The organism is Saccharibacillus sp. O23, assembly GCF_002205895.1.
Classification (GTDB): domain Bacteria; phylum Bacillota; class Bacilli; order Paenibacillales; family Paenibacillaceae; genus Saccharibacillus.
Genome location: NZ_NJDE01000011.1, coordinates 1 through 15,179, shown reverse-complemented (window position 1 = coordinate 15,179; position 15,179 = coordinate 1). Strand labels below are relative to the sequence as shown.

At 59.3% G+C, this 15,179-nt stretch carries 12 protein-coding genes; 8 read left to right on the top strand and 4 right to left on the bottom strand.

The window, feature by feature from the left end; all coding sequences use genetic code 11:
* Positions 1 to 88: 88 nt before the first annotated feature.
* The 4 genes from proC to CDO73_RS15820 all read right to left on the bottom strand — a co-directional run bounded on the left by proC (position 89) and on the right by CDO73_RS15820 (position 4,872).
* Positions 89 to 967 (bottom strand): pyrroline-5-carboxylate reductase, encoded by an 879-nt coding sequence (gene proC / locus CDO73_RS15835; RefSeq protein WP_088489505.1) that lies wholly within the window; start codon positions 965 to 967, stop codon positions 89 to 91.
* An 85-nt stretch (positions 968 to 1,052) separates the two neighbouring features.
* Positions 1,053 to 2,348 carry a glutamate-5-semialdehyde dehydrogenase gene (locus CDO73_RS15830; protein ID WP_088489504.1) on the bottom strand — a complete coding sequence of 432 codons (1,296 nt, stop codon included), beginning with the start codon at positions 2,346 to 2,348 and terminating at the stop codon, positions 1,053 to 1,055.
* A 66-nt stretch (positions 2,349 to 2,414) separates the two neighbouring features.
* Entirely contained in the window at positions 2,415 to 3,518 is a 1,104-nt protein-coding gene (gene proB / locus CDO73_RS15825; RefSeq protein ID WP_256972717.1) for a glutamate 5-kinase, read from the bottom strand.
* Positions 3,519 to 3,954: 436 nt separating this feature from the next.
* Positions 3,955 to 4,872, bottom strand: coding sequence for a LysR family transcriptional regulator (locus tag CDO73_RS15820; RefSeq protein ID WP_088489502.1), 918 nt, complete (start codon positions 4,870 to 4,872; stop codon positions 3,955 to 3,957).
* Between the two features lie 218 nt (positions 4,873 to 5,090).
* Here CDO73_RS15820 and leuC point away from each other — a divergent pair, with 218 nt between their 5' ends.
* The 8 genes from leuC to CDO73_RS15780 form a co-directional block, all read left to right on the top strand.
* On the top strand, positions 5,091 to 6,512 hold the full coding sequence (gene leuC, locus CDO73_RS15815; protein WP_088489501.1) for a 3-isopropylmalate dehydratase large subunit: 1,422 nt from the start codon (positions 5,091 to 5,093) through the stop codon (positions 6,510 to 6,512).
* Positions 6,513 to 6,540: 28 nt separating this feature from the next.
* Positions 6,541 to 7,143: a 3-isopropylmalate dehydratase small subunit gene (leuD, locus tag CDO73_RS15810; protein WP_088489500.1), complete on the top strand. Its 603-nt coding sequence runs from the start codon at positions 6,541 to 6,543 to the stop codon at positions 7,141 to 7,143.
* Between the two features lie 159 nt (positions 7,144 to 7,302).
* Positions 7,303 to 7,731, top strand: coding sequence for a DUF6037 family protein (locus CDO73_RS15805; RefSeq protein ID WP_088489499.1), 429 nt, complete (start codon positions 7,303 to 7,305; stop codon positions 7,729 to 7,731).
* Positions 7,732 to 7,970: 239 nt separating this feature from the next.
* The gene (locus tag CDO73_RS15800) at positions 7,971 to 9,386 is read left to right on the top strand and encodes an N-acetylmuramoyl-L-alanine amidase (RefSeq protein WP_088489498.1); all 1,416 of its coding nucleotides are present in this window, start codon (positions 7,971 to 7,973) and stop codon (positions 9,384 to 9,386) included.
* A gap of 143 nt (positions 9,387 to 9,529) precedes the next feature.
* Positions 9,530 to 12,289, top strand: a complete 2,760-nt coding sequence (locus CDO73_RS15795; protein ID WP_088489497.1) for an S-layer homology domain-containing protein — start codon at positions 9,530 to 9,532, stop codon at positions 12,287 to 12,289.
* 130 nt (positions 12,290 to 12,419) lie between these two features.
* Positions 12,420 to 13,091, top strand: a complete 672-nt coding sequence (gene nth / locus CDO73_RS15790; RefSeq protein ID WP_088489496.1) for an endonuclease III — start codon at positions 12,420 to 12,422, stop codon at positions 13,089 to 13,091.
* Positions 13,092 to 13,155: 64 nt separating this feature from the next.
* A complete protein-coding gene (locus CDO73_RS15785; RefSeq protein WP_088489592.1) occupies positions 13,156 to 13,413 on the top strand; it encodes an NAD/NADP transhydrogenase alpha subunit in 258 nt (85 codons plus the stop codon).
* Positions 13,414 to 13,459: 46 nt separating this feature from the next.
* The coding region (locus CDO73_RS15780) for a dynamin family protein (protein ID WP_179218721.1) at positions 13,460 to 15,179 on the top strand (1,720 nt) is incomplete at its 3' end.

Below are 15,179 nucleotides of genomic sequence, written 5' to 3'. Positions count from 1 at the left end.
GAAGCTGTTCGCTTCAGGCAAAGACGGTTTTTGCGTTTGCGACTCGGGTCGTCGGAATCGCGCTCCGCGAGACCGGTTCGAAATACGATCAAGCTTGGCCGGATTTCGGCAGCTTGTCTTCGAGTTCGCGTCCCATTTCGGCGGAACGTTCGGAGCAGCGCTGCGCGGCGCGGACGACCGCGCCGTAGAAATCGCTCTCGTCCAGCTTCTCGATCGCGGCTTGCGTCGCTCCGTTCGGCGAAGTGACTTTGCGCCGCAGTTCGGCCGGTTCTTCGCCGGTCTCTCGCACCATCTGAGCGGCGCCGAGCACGGTCTGAATCGTCATCTCGCGAGCCTGCTCGTCGGTCAAACCGCCGATCTTCGCCGCTTCCATCAGCGCTTCCATCATGTAATAGACATACGCGGGCCCGCTGCCGGAGATGCCCGTCAGGTTATCGATCTTGTGTTCGTCCGTTTCGACGACGAGGCCGACCGCCTCGAACAAGACGCGAGCGGTGCGGCGCTGTTCGTCGGACAATCCTTCCGAATAGCTGATGCCGGTCACGCCCAGACCGATCGAACTCGACGTGTTGGGCATCGTGCGCACGACGGGTTGTTCGGCACGGCCGAGCAGGCTGCGCAGCGTGGCGATCGACAAGCCGGCGATCATGGACACGACCATCGTATCGGGGCCGATCAGCGCGCCCAATTGATTCAGCGCTTCGGCGGCGTCTTTGGGTTTCATCGCCAGAATGACGATCGGCGAAGTGCGAAGCGCTTCTTCTTTCTCGTCGGCTTCATTGGTGCCGACCGTGCCGTAACGTTCGGTCAAGGCTTCGAGCCTCGCCTTGTCGCTGCGGTTCAGGAAGGTAATGCGGTTCGGCGCGATCACGGCGCGGGCGATCAAGCCCCGGGCGACGGCTTCGGCCATCGAACCGGCGCCGAAGAAGCAGATTCGATCTTCGATCAACATACGGGTTTGGGTCATTCGGATGATCATCCTCTCGAAGAAAATAAGGCCGAGGCGGCAAGCCGTTTCCCGGCCGGGTCGATGCGGTTCGTTTGCGAAGCGATCAGCCTCGGATCTGGCCGCTGCCGTAAACGCGGTACTTGGTCGAAGTCAGCGCAGGCAGTCCCATCGGACCGCGCGCATGAAGTTTCTGCGTGCTGATGCCGATCTCCGCGCCGAAGCCGAATTCGAAGCCGTCCGTGAAACGCGTCGAAGCGTTATGATAGACGGCGGCCGCGTCGACTTCGTTCAGGAAGCGGACGGCGTTGATCTCGTCTTCGGTGACGATGCACTCCGAATGTTTGGTACCGAACTTCGCGATATGCGCGGCCGCTTCGTCCAAGCCGTCCACGATCTTGATATTGAGAATATAGTCGTTATATTCGGTGCCGTAATCTTCTTCGGTCGCGAGTTTCGCTTCCGCGACGAGCGCGCGGGCGCGTTCGTCGCCGCGAAGCTCGACGCCGCTTGCCAGCAGGGCGTCCGCCAGCGCACGCAGTCCGCGCTTCGCGAAGGCCTCGTGCAGAATAAGCGTCTCCATCGAGTTGCAGACGGAAGGCCGCTGAACTTTCGCGTTCAGCGCGATCGCTTCCGCCATCGCCGCGTCGGCGGAAGCGTCGACGTACGTATGGCACACGCCCGCGCCGGTCTCGATCACCGGCACGGTCGCGTTGCGAACGACGTTGTCGATCAGCGAGCGGCCGCCGCGCGGAATGATCACGTCGAGCAGGCCGTTCAGCTTCAGCATCTCGTCGACGGAAGAACGGGAAGCGTCTTCGATCACCTGCAAAGCGTCGGGCGGAAGCGCCGTTCCGGCCAACGCGCCGCGCAGCACTTCGGCGATGCGCTTGTTGGTGGACAGCGCCGCCGATCCGCCGCGCAGCACGACGGCGTTGCCGGTCTTGAGGCAGAGCGCCGCCGCATCGACGGTCACGTTCGGACGGGCTTCGTAGACGATCCCGATAACGCCGAGCGGAACGCTGACTTTCTCGATGCGAAGTCCGTTAGGGCGTTCGATCGTCTCGACGACTTCGCCTGTCGGGTCCGGCAGATCCGCCACCAGACGCAGCGCGTCCGCGATCGAAGCGATCCGCTCGGGATTCAGCATCAGACGGTCGAGCAGCGATTCGCTCGTGCCGTTGGCGCGTCCGCGTTCCAGATCTTCCCGGTTCGCTTCGATCAGCGAAGCGGATTCCGCGTTCAGCGCGTCCGCCATCGCCAACAGCGCGGCATTTTTCTCTTCGGTCGTGCTCGAAGCCATACCGCGGGCGGCCTGTCCGGCCAGCACGGCTTTGGCGCGCACTTCGCTCGGCGCCGCGTCGGCCGTTTCGATTCGATCATTCAACCGTGTTTCGCTCATTGTATAGTCCTCCTTCGGAAATCTGTTTATCAGGCGATCGGGCATCGGAAAGCGAAAGCGGTCTTCTTATCGCAGCGAGATCCATTCGTCGCGATGGATCGCTTCCAGACGATGCAGGCCGTTCAGCTTCTCGAGCACCTGCGGTCCCGGAAGACCGCACACCTTCTGCAAATCTTCCATATCGTAATTCACGACGCCCCGGCCGACGATATCGCCGCCGGGACCGCGGACTTCCACCACGTCGCCGGCATGGAACTGGCCTTCCACGCCGGTGATGCCGACCGGCAGCAGGCTGCGCCCGTTTTCGGCGAGCGCGCGCTGCGCGCCTGCATCCACGATAAGCGCGCCGAACGGCCGCGACAGGTAGCCGAGCCACTGCTTCTTGACCGGCATGGACGAGAGACGGGTCGTGAAACGCGTTCCCCGTCCGCCGCCTTCCGCGGCCGCGACGAGATCGCCGATCTTGCTGGCCCGTCCGATGAAGACGGGAACCCCGCCGCGCGTGGCGATGCGGGCAGCGTCGAGCTTCGAGCGCATGCCGCCCGTGCCGACGCCGCTGCCGGCGCCTCCGGCCATCCGATAGATCTTCTCGTCGATCTCGTCGATCTTCTCGTAACGGACGGCGTTCGGATCATGCCGGGGATCGGCGCTGTACAATCCGTCCATATCCGTCAGAATGATCAGGCGGTCGGCTTTGACCAGATTGGCGACCAGCGCCGACAGCGTGTCGTTGTCGCCGAATTTCAATTCGTCGACCGATACCGTATCGTTTTCGTTGAAGATCGGAAGGATGCTGCGTTCGAGCAGCTCTTCGAGCGTCATGACCGCGTTGCCGATCCGCTGGCGGCTGTGGAAGTCCGTGCGCGTCAGCAGGATCTGCCCGGCTACCCGTCCGTGTTCGGCCAGCGCTTCTTGATAAGCCCGCATGAGCAGCGCCTGCCCGACGGCGGCGGAAGCCTGTTTCTCGTGCAGCTTCTTCGGCCGCTCGGCATAACCGATCGCGCTGAAGCCGGCGGCGACGGCTCCCGAGGTCACCAACAACGGATGATACCCCCGTTTGTACAATTCCGCGAGTTCGCCGGCGAAGTAAGCGACCGCTTCTCGGTTCAGCCCGCCCCGGCTTCCGGTCAGCGAACTGCTGCCGATTTTGACTACGATCCGTTTTTGCATGAAATTCTCCTTCTTTCTGTCCGCGCAGATCAAAAAGCTTCCGTCCAGGCACAGCATGGGCTGTGCGAAGGACGAAAGCTCGATTTGCGCTTCCGCGGTACCACCTTGATTGACGGCATAGGCCGTCCGACTCGGACCCCGCTAACGGAGGGGAACCGTCCGGGTTTGCGGCCCGGAGCGCTCGGAGGTAGGATTCGGAGAAGGTCGGCCGTGAACTTTTTCAGCCCGCAGTTTGCGTATGAGACACCGAAGGTGCTGCGCAAACTGCCGCAGTTTGCGTATGAGACACCGAAGGTGCTGCGCAAACGGCAATGAAGTTCACTCTCTGGAAGGCGCTCTGTCTCTTACTGGCCCCGTCATTGCGGCGTAACGTTTGGTTTTTCCTAGAATAGCACGGAGCACCGGGTTTGTAAAAGGGCGATTTTGCTCGGCCGGTTTACGGGCGCGCCAATCCTTGCATCGTGCCGCGCAGCGTCTCGATAAACGCTTCCGCCGCCCGGGACAAAGCGCGTCCTTTGCGGTAAGCGATAATGAGCGTGCGGTACGGAACCGGTTCGGCGAGCGGCAGGTAGACCGGCAGCAGCTCGCTGCGTTTGGAACGGGCGACGAAACGGGGGACGAGCGTGACGCCCATTCCGGCCGCCACGAGCGATTGAAGCGTCTCCATGTTGCTGCTTTCGAACACGACTTGCGGTTCGAATCCCGCTTGGCGGCAGAGATCCAGCACGATCTTCCGAAATCCTTGTCCTTGTTTGAGAATAATGAACGGTTCGTTCTCCAGTTCTTTCATATCGATGCCTTCCGGCGGGGAAGAGGCGAACCGAAGCGCGAGGCGATGGCCCGGCGGCACGGCGAGATCGATCGGTTCGTCGGCGATCGGCTCGTAATCGAGCGTGGGTTCGCTCAGCGGGAGCGACAGCAGGCTGATATCCGTTTTGCCGCTGGCGGTCAGACGTTCCAGATTATGCGACGTGTCTTCGACCAGCGTCACGTCGATGCCGGAATAACCCGCGCGGAAAGCGGGCAGCACGTGCGGCAGCAGATGGGAACCGGTGATCGGCATGCTGCCGACGGTGATGCGGCCTTTGCGAAGCTGCGAGATGTCTTCCATCTCTACGCGCAGAATCTCCATCTCGTCGACGATGCGCTGGGCGCGCTTCATGAATTCGCGGCCCGCGTGGGTCAATTCCACGGTGCTCGTGTTGCGCTGGAACAGCAGCACGCCGAGTTCTTTCTCGAGCTTAGAGAGCTGCTGGCTCAGCGAAGGTTGAGCGATATGCAGCTTCTCGGCGGCCCGGGAAAAATTGCGTTCGGCCGCGATCATCAGCGCGTATTGAAGCTGTCTCAGTTCCATAAGAGGCGTTCTCCTTCGTCAGCTTGGTCGTATGCTTGTACGGCTCTCATTGTAGCGGGTCTTTCGCGGATCTGTCTATAGGTAAAACCTATCGAGATTATAGTTATCATATCTTGGAACAATGAGACATCGTCATGTTATATTTAACCCAATAACAAAACCGGCGCGAACGACATGCGGAGTACGGCCGGTTCGAATCCAGCAGCGGGGTGAACAAGATGAGCAAAAAGACCATGTACGAGAAGATTTGGGACAATCACGTCATTCATCAAGAAGAAGGCAAGCCGGCCATCATCTATATCGATTTGCATCTGGTGCACGAAGTCACGTCTCCTCAAGCGTTCGAAGGACTGCGCCTCAGCGGACGCCAAGTGCGCCGCCCGGACCGCACGTTCGCCACGATGGACCATAACGTGCCGACGACGGACCGCTTCAATATCAAAGACCCGATTTCGAAACAGCAGATCGATACGCTGTCGCAGAACTGCAAAGACTTCGGCGTCAAGCTGTTCGACCTCGATACGATCGATCAAGGCGTGGTTCACGTCATGGGACCGGAGCTGGGCCTGACCCATCCGGGCAAAACGATCGTCTGCGGCGACAGCCATACGTCCACGCACGGCGCGTTCGGCGCGCTGTCGTTCGGCATCGGCACGAGCGAAGTGGAACACGTGTTGGCGACCCAGTGTCTCCAGCAGGCCAAATCCAAAACGATGGAAGTGCGTTTCGTCGGCACTCGTAAACCGGGCGTGACCGCGAAAGACATGATTCTCGGCGTTATCGCCAAATACGGCACGGACTTCGCGACCGGATACGTATTGGAATATACGGGCGAAGCGATTCGCAGCCTGACGATGGAAGAACGCATGACCGTCTGCAACATGTCGATCGAAGGCGGAGCGAGAGCGGGCCTGATCGCGCCGGACGAAACGACGTTCGAACATATCCGGGGCCGTCAGTACGCGCCGCAAGGCGAAGCGTTCGAAGCGGCGGTAGCCGATTGGAAACAGCTCGTTACGGACGAAGGCGCGGAGTACGACCGCGTCGTCGAATTCGACGTCGATACGCTGATCCCTCAAGTGACTTGGGGCACCAGCCCGGGCATGGGTACGGATATCGACTCGGTCGTGCCGAATCCGGCCGATTTCGAGACGGAGAACGAACGCCGCGCCGCCGAAAAAGCGCTGGAATACATGGATCTGGTACCGGGCACCAAAATGTCCGATATTCCGGTCGACTACGTGTTCATCGGTTCCTGCACGAACGGCCGGATCGAAGATCTGCGCGCCGCCGCAGCGATCGCCAAAGGCTACAAAGTGGCGGAAACCGTGACCGCGATCGTGGTTCCGGGTTCGGGACGCGTCAAGCTGCAAGCCGAGCAGGAAGGGCTGGACGTCGTTTTCCGCGAAGCGGGCTTCGAATGGCGCGAAGCGGGATGCAGCATGTGCCTCGCGATGAATCCGGACGTGCTGCAGCCGGGACAACGCTGCGCCTCCACGTCCAACCGGAACTTCGAAGGCCGTCAAGGCCGCGGAGGACGGACGCATCTGGTATCGCCGGCGATGGCCGCGGCAGCCGCGATCGAAGGGCATTTCACGGACGTGCGCGACTGGACATTCAAGACGGAAGCCGTAATCTGACCAATCTCCGGAAAGAAGGGACTCACATATGGAAGCATTCAAACAATTAAACGGGCTCGTCGCCCCGGTGGATCGGGTCAATGTCGATACGGACGCCATCATTCCCAAACAATTCTTGAAACGCATCGAGCGGACCGGTTTCGGCCAGTTCCTGTTCTTCGAGTGGCGCTTCGACGAAGCGGGCGAAGTCAATCCTTCGTTCGAGATGAACAAGCCGCGCTACCAAGGCGCCGAAGTGCTGATTTCCCGCGCGAATTTCGGCTGCGGTTCGTCCCGCGAACACGCGCCGTGGGCGATCATGGACTACGGATTCCGCTGCGTCATCGCGCCGTCGTTCGCCGATATTTTCTACAACAACTGCTTCAAGAACGGCATCCTGCCGATCAAGCTGTCGGAAGAGCAAGTTCAAGATCTGTTCGACCGCACCGCGCAGCATGAAGGGTACCGCCTGAACGTCAATCTCGAAGAGAAGACGCTCACGGACGATTACGGTCTCAAGATCGACTTCGATCTGGACGAGCACCGCCGCCAGTTCCTGCTGCAAGGCCTCGACGATATCGGCTTGACGCTTCAGCACGAAGACGAGATCTCCGCGTACGAAGCCAAGCGCGCCGAGCGGGCCTACGTGTAACGTTCCGCCGCCGGCTTTCCTTTTTACGATTCCATGCAGCGCCGCTTGTCCGTCGATCGGATAAGCGGCGTTTTTGCGATAATCGGGAAGACCATTCAAAAAAAGTCCGGTTTCGATTATGCTAAAGAGAGGCTGCGAAGGAGGGGATCATCAGCGAAAATGGCGGCATTGGAAAACTTGAAAGTCTTGAAGAAAGATATGGAAAGAAGAAAAACGGACATCGACTCTTTTTTGTTTACATACGAAAAGTTCGAGTATATCGTGCTGGTCCGGCTGTACGAACGCGACGAACCCAAGCCGGACTTCGCTCTGCTGAAGTTGGAGTTCGTCAAGACTTGGGCAGGCCGCGAACGGCTGCGCGTACCGGCGAACGCTTCTTCTTTGATCGTCGAAGCGGGCATGTTCCGGCACTACTTCGGAATTCCGTACGGAGCGAAGTTGGGCGAAGCGTTTCGGCAGTTTTACGGGATGTTGGGCGAATTCGTGCCGACGCGTGTCGTACCGGACAAATCGGACGCGGAACGAAAAGAGATTCGGAAACAGAAGGAAGACGCAAAAAAATCCGGAGTTTTTTCGCCCCAGACCTAAGTTTTGACTGCCGAATCTGCCGATAGTAAAAGAAGAGAAGCCGCGAAGTTGGAAGTCTTGAGACAAGAAATGGTAACAAATTTGCAATAACTGCCGCAACTTTCGAAAAAAGTTCGCGTCTAAGCTAACGTGAGCAGCCGTTGGGATGACAATAGTTCGGAAACGCTTCGGCGGACGTTTGGGAGCAAGCGTCGACGGAGCGAAGTCCGACGAAAAAAGCGAAGATTTAGAGGTGGATAATGAGAAAGTATGTATTAACGACAGTGATGGCGGTCCTGATGCTGATGTTCTTGCTCCCGCATACGGGACAAGCGGCTTCCTCGGGAACCAAGGTAATGTTGGACAACCAGGAGCTTGCTAATGCGGATGTGCTGACCGTTAATCAGACGACGATGGTACCGATTCGGGTGGTGTCCGAAGGGTTGGGTTACAAGGTCGACTGGAGCCAGTCGGCTCAACAGGTATCGATCGTAAACGGCCCGGATACCGTCGTACTCACCATTAACCAAGGAACGGCCGCGATAAACGGGGCGCTCGTTCCGCTGAATCAACCGGCCATGGCGCAAAAAGGAACCACGTACGTTCCGCTGCGGTTCGTCAGCTCGCAGCTCGGTTTGCAGGTCAAATGGAACAACGGCGACAAAACGGTCTCGCTGTTCACGTCGGGCAACCCGGCCGGCGGCCAGATCGGCACGACCGTTCCCGGAACGTCGGGCAACGCGGGCGGTACGGTAACGCCGACTCCGACGCCCGGCGCGAACGCGGCGGTGCTGCAGGCGATCAGCTTCAGCGACAACCGGCTGATGGTCACGACGGATAAGACGGTCTCGGTCAAAGATTCCGTATTGGCCGGCCCGGATCGCATTCTGCTCGAGTTGTCGAATACCGGTTTCGGACCGGCGATCGGCAGCGGAATGGCCGTCGGCGACGTCGGAACGATCTCGGCCGCCAACGCCGACAACGTCTCGCAGATTCGGTATTTCGTTCCGAAAAGCAATCCGAATACCGTTCAGGTCGTGATCGATCTGAAAAGCGCGAACACGTACAAGCTGTCGACCGAAGGCACTTCGATATTCGTAGCGCTGGACAAAGCGAGCGCGCCGAATACGAACGTGGGCGGCAACGGCAAAAAAGTGATCGTGATCGACGCCGGACACGGCGACCATGATCCGGGCGCGGTAGGCAACAGCATCCGCGAGAAAGACATCAACTTGGGGATCGCGCTCAAAGTCGAAGCCATGTTGAAAAAAAATCCGAAAGTGGACGTCGTGATGACGCGCAGCGACGATACGTTCTTGGAATTGAAAGAACGCGTGCGCGTGGCTCAGAACGTCAATGCGGACGTATTCGTCTCGATTCATAACAACAGCGGCTCCGCGGCCGCTACGGGAACCGAGTCGTATTATCAGCGGGCCAACAGCAAATCGCTGGCGACCGTGCTGCATAAGTATCTGCTGGCCGCTACCGGCCTCGCGGACCGCAAAGTCCAATACGGCAACTTCCACGTCATTCGCGAGACGACGATGCCGGCCGCGCTGCTCGAAGTCGGCTTTGTCAGCAACTCGGGAGACGCCGCGAAATTGAAAGACGACGCGTTCCAACAGCGCGTGGCCGAAGCGATCGCGAAAGGCTTGTTCGAATATTTGGGCGTGTAAATCAAGGTAAGCCAAGCTGAACCCAAATCAAAAAAGTTACGATTCTTTCATACATTCGCCGCCGGCAGGAGTAGACAACGCCAGCGGCGAATTGTTATGTTTGATGCTGAATCACGGGCACAAGAGTGAAAGGGGAAAAGATCATGCAGCAGTTCAAATCCAACCGTCGTCCGAACGGCAAATCGGGCAAAGTCAGCAAAGTGGTTCCGGCCGTACTGGCCGTGGTCATGGGGGCAAGCGGAGGCGGATTCGCTTTGGCTGCGGAAACAGGCGCGACGTCCGCGGCTCCGACGGTGAAAACGGCGGCCGCCCCGGCCGGTTTCAGCGACGTAAAATCCGGCTATTGGGCCGAAAAACATATTTATAAGCTGGCGGCGCAGGGCATCGTCTTGGGACAGAACGGACAGTTCAAACCGGGCGATAACATCACCCGTCAGGAAGCCGTTACGATGGCGATCCGTTTCGTCGGCGCGGACAAAGAATTAGGCTCGATCGATTCGGCCGTGCTTCCGACAGGATTGACCGCCGGCAACTATTTCAAGCCTTATATCGATCTGGCGCTGGACAAAGGACTGTTGAAGTCCGGCGAAGAATCGGATAAAGACGGCAAAGCGTGGGGCACGCAGCCGGCAAGCCGCGAATGGGTGACCAAGATCCTCGTGCGCGCGATCGGCAAAGAAGCGGATGCGCTGGCGTCGTCGGCTTCGACTTCGTTCGCGGACAACTCGGATATCGCTTCCGGCAATCTCGGGTATGTCAGCACGGCCGTCAAGCTCGGGATCGCCCAAGGGGTGGAGAACAACAAATTCAACCCGGCCGGTTCCGTGACGCGCGCGCAGATGGCGACGTTCTTCAGCCGCGCCGAAAGCTATATCACGCCTACATATGCGGGAACGACTACCGGAATCGTGACGGGCTTGACCGCCAACTCGTTGACGCTGTTCGCGAACGGAACGAGCACGACGTATGCGCTCGGAGCCGGAACGGTGTATTACACCGCCGATTCCGATACGAAGTCCCAGGCTTCGGCGCTGAAACTCTATACGAAAGTCATGGCGTCCGGAGCCGGCCAGCAGGCCGCTTACGTGGAGACGGTAGACGCCAAAGCCCAAGTGGAGACGATCACGGGCGAATTCGACCGGATTACCGGTTCCGATACGTTGTGGCTCAAGACGGAGAACGATTATCCGAAATATCAATACGACGCGGCGACGGTGTTCCTCGATCAGAACGGCAGCAAGATCGATCCGAAAACGATCAGTTCGGGCAGCCGGGTATCGCTGCTGCGCGAAACGTACTCCGGCAGCGGCGCAATCCTGACCGTGCAGATCACGTCGGGCAACGTCAGCAAGACCGATACGGGCACGATCTCGGCGGTCGATACGGCAAACGGCACAGTCACGTTCGTTTCGTCGACGGGCCTGAGCGAGCAGTATAGACTGGATTCCGGTTCGATTATCCGCTATCAGAACGAGATCTTAGGTTCGGCCGACCTCAAGCCGGGCAGCAAAGTGCGTTATACGATCGAAAATAACGCCGTTCGCAGCATCGAAGTAACCGAAAGCGTGGAACGCACGATCACGGCGTCGCTGTACCAGACGGCCGCCGACGGTTCGACGCTGACTTACAAAACGGCATCGGGAGCGCTCGAAGTCAAACTGATCGCAAACGGCGCGATCGTGATGATCGACGGCAAAACGGCGTCGTTCAAAGACCTGATCGCCGACAAGACGCAGGGCGACCAAGTGGAATTGACGCTGAACGGTAACGGCGAAGTGACCCGCATTACCGTGAAACAACGGGAAGCGACCCAATTGGCGAACGCGACGATCAGTTCTTACGATCCGACGATCAAGCTGTTGGCGGGAACGGATTCTTCGGGCAAGCCTTTTGCTTTCATTTTGGATGCCAATACGAAATTGACGTACAATTCGGCCGCTCCGAGTCTCAAAGAACTCGAAACGCTGTTGGTAAAAAGCCAAGGCCGCGGCGTCAACCTGACGGCCGTAGGCAGCCGCCTGCTGTCGCTCGATTTGGTCTACAAATACGAAGGCACGGTCGAGCAGGTGAACGGTGCTTCGATGCTGCTGAGCCTGAAGCTCGATAACGGAACGAGCGTCAAACTGCCTTACGGCACGACCGGAACGGTCGTCCAAGTCTACGGCGTGACCAACGCGACGCTGAACAACGTCAAAGTCGGCGATCGCGTCGTCGCTTCGCTGTATGCCGATCGCGTAGCGCTGCAATCCGTGGCCGTGCAGACGACCCAGCAGTTCCGCGTGACGGGAACGACGCCTTCCGCGAACCGCTTGAGTCTCGATCAGAACGGAACGGCAAGCGCGCCTTACGTGGACAACGCGAATATCGTCAACGCGCAAGGCCAGCAGATCGGGTTCTCCGGCCTGACGGTCGGCAGCATGGTCGACGTGACGTTCAACGGCTCCGACGTGGCGAAAGTACGGTTGTCCGACAGCGTGATGGGCACGATCCAGAGCGTCGATCCGGTCTCCCGCTCGGTGACCGTCTTGACGTCCGCAGGCGTTACGCGCACCTACTCCGGAGCGACTCAGCCGCTGACGATCAATCAGAACGGCACGATCGTCTCGGGTCTGTCGACGCTGTCCGCCGGACAGCACGTGCAGGCGGTCGTTCAGCCGAACGGAAGCACGACGTTCACGGTATTCCAAGCGCTCAACAAAACGTTCTGGAAATACGACGCGTTCACGCAGACCGTATACGTCAAGATCACGCCGGGATCGTCGGAAGCGAACACGTTCAAATTGTCGCCGGACGCTTGGGTTCATCAAGGAACGGCGAATATCAGCGTGCAATCGCTCGCCGGAGATGATAAGATCGTATTGTATCTGAATAATAACGTCGTGTACGAGCTTGCGAAGCAATAGATTTCAGCCCGGCGGACGCCGGGGACAGCCGGTTCGGTGCGAACGTCAACGTTCGTACCGGCCGGTTTGTCTTTGACGCCGAACTTTGCTTCCGTGCCGAAAAAGCGCGGCGAGGAAAAAGGGTTGAGCCATGACGAACGCGAAGGTCAGACATATTCTCGATACGATTGCCGGCATGTATCCCGACGCCCGCTGCGAGCTGGATTACAGCAACGCGTTCGAGCTGACGATCGCGGTGCTGCTGTCGGCGCAGTGCACGGACGTAACGGTCAATAAAGTCACGAAGGATCTGTTCCAGAAATACCGCTCGCCTGCCGACTATCTGGCCGTTTCGCGCGAAGAGTTGGAACAGGATATCCGCCGGATCGGATTGTATCGCAATAAAGCGAAGCATATTCAGAATCTCTGCCTGCTGTTGATCGACCAATACGGGGGCGAGATTCCGAGCGCGCACGACGAGCTGGTCAAGCTGCCCGGCGTGGGACGCAAGACGGCCAATGTCGTGGTGTCCAATGCGTTCGACGTTCCGGCGATCGCGGTCGATACCCATGTCGAACGCGTATCGAAGCGGCTGGGGCTCGCGGCGGAAGAAGATTCGGTACTGGAAGTCGAAAAGAAGTTGATGAAAAAAGTGCCGAAAGACGAATGGACGCTTACGCATCATCGCCTGATTTTCTTCGGTCGTTACCACTGCAAAGCGCAGTCGCCGAATTGTCAGGTCTGTCCGCTGCTGGACGTCTGCAAGGAAGGCAAAAAACGCATGAAAACGTCGACCGTTCGCCGCGCTCGGAAATCGGGTTGAGGCTTGCGCTCGTACGAAACGTCATGAAAATTACACGAAAAAGAGGATGGACAGAATGGAAAACATGAAATGCGTGACCGTCTACACCAACGAATTTGAAAAGTTTTCGGACATTTTCGAGCAGGTACTCGAAAGCGACATCCCGGAAAACGAAGATACCGAAGTCGAAGGCGTGACCGTCGGGTTGGTCACCGATATTCCGGAAGAATATATCGAACAGATGCGCGTTAAGCCGGAAGTGGTCGTCATGCGCGACAAGAAACGCAACATCACGATTTTGCAGCACGGCAAAATTTTCGAAATTTTCATCCCGTCCGTTTAAGTTTCGTTAACCGGAACATCAAACGGCGCTGAACCTGGAGGAGCATATGGCGGACACGACAATGAAATCCGGGGATCTGCACAAGACATTAGAGCGGCTGCGTGCCGCTCTAATTTCATATGAAGATCCCGAAACGGCGGCCAAGATCGGCCAACTGCAACGCAAGTGGGACAAGCGCGAGCTGACGCTCGCTTTTCTGGGCCATTTCTCGGCCGGCAAATCCAGCCTGATCAATGCGCTGTGCGGAGAGCCTCTGCTTCCGTCCGGCCCGCTTCCGACGACGGCGAACGCCGCGATCATTCGCAGCGGGGAGCGCCGGGCCGAGATCACGCTGCATCCGGCAAGCGGAGCGGATCGCATCGCGGAGTCCGAATCGGCCGACGACGTGCAGGAGCGCAAACTGACCCTGCCGCCTGAGCAAATGGAAGAAGCGCTCGCCCGCTATTGCAAAGACGGCGAGGCTTACGCGACGGTCGAGATCTGGGGCGATATTCCGCTGCTGCAAGGCGGAGGCGCGTTCCTCGATACGCCGGGCGTCGATTCGACCGACGCGGCGCATGCTTCGGCGACCGATGCGGCGCTGCACTTGGCGGACGTGGTCTTCTACGTGATGGACTACAATCATGTACAGTCGGAGACCAATCTGGCGTTCGCCAAAAGCTTGTCGGACCTCGGCAAGCCGCTGTATCTGATCGTCAATCAGGTGGATAAGCACCGCGAAACGGAGCTGCCGTTCTCCGGTTACCGGGAGACGGTAGAGCGCACTTTCTCCGATTGGCAGATCGAATCCGCGGGCATCTTGTATCTGTCGGTCAAACATCCGGCTCATCCGCTCAGCGGATGGCATACGCTCGTGTCGTTGATCGAACGCCTGCTTGCCGAGCGCGAAGGCGTATTGGAACGCGGCGTAAGGCTTGCCGCGCAGGATCTGATCGATCGCCATCTGAGCCGCGAACGCGAAGTTCGTCCTTCCGAAGCGGCATTCATGGACGAGCGGGAAGAAGAAACGGAAGGCACGGCCGAATCAAGCTTGCAAGCGCTTCAGCAGGAGCGCGGCGAATTGGCGGGCGAGAATTCGATCGTGCGCGACCGGCTGATGAACGATATCGGCCGCATTCTGGACAACGCGCCGATCATGCCCGCGTCGCTGCGCGATCTGGTCGCGGCGTATCTGGAAGCTTCGGCGTCCGGTTTCCGGGCAGGCGGGCTGTTCGGCTCGAAGAAGAAGACCGAACAGGAGCGGGAGCGGCGGCTCGAAGCCGCGGCCGCCGACTTCGCCGAGCGGGTGGAAGCCGGATTGGACGTGCACGTGCGCGAACGGCTGCGCGCGTTCGGGCGGGAACTCGGCATCTGGGACGCCGAATGGGAAGCGAAGCTCGAATCGGCCCTGCCGCGCGTCGAGCGCGGCTGGATGTCCGGGCGGCTGAATCCCGACGCCCGGCTGTCGCCGGAATACGTCATGAATTTCACCGGCGACCTGCGCTCCGACGCGCTCGGCCGCTTCCGCAGGGCGGCTCTCGAATTCGCCGACCGGCTGCTCGAGAGCCGGGGACCTCGGAACGCGGAACGGCTGGCCGAACTGGACGGCCGGCTGGCCGCGGCTTCCGCGCTCGCGGACAAAGCGCGCCGCCGCCGCGAAGTGCGCGAAGCGCTGGATCTGCGCGAAGCGAAGCTCGCGGAACTGCTCGGCGAAGCCGGAGACCTGCCGGCGGCCGAGCTGCCGGCCGTCGAGGCGCAGCCGAGCGCGCCGGACGTTCTCGGCGCGG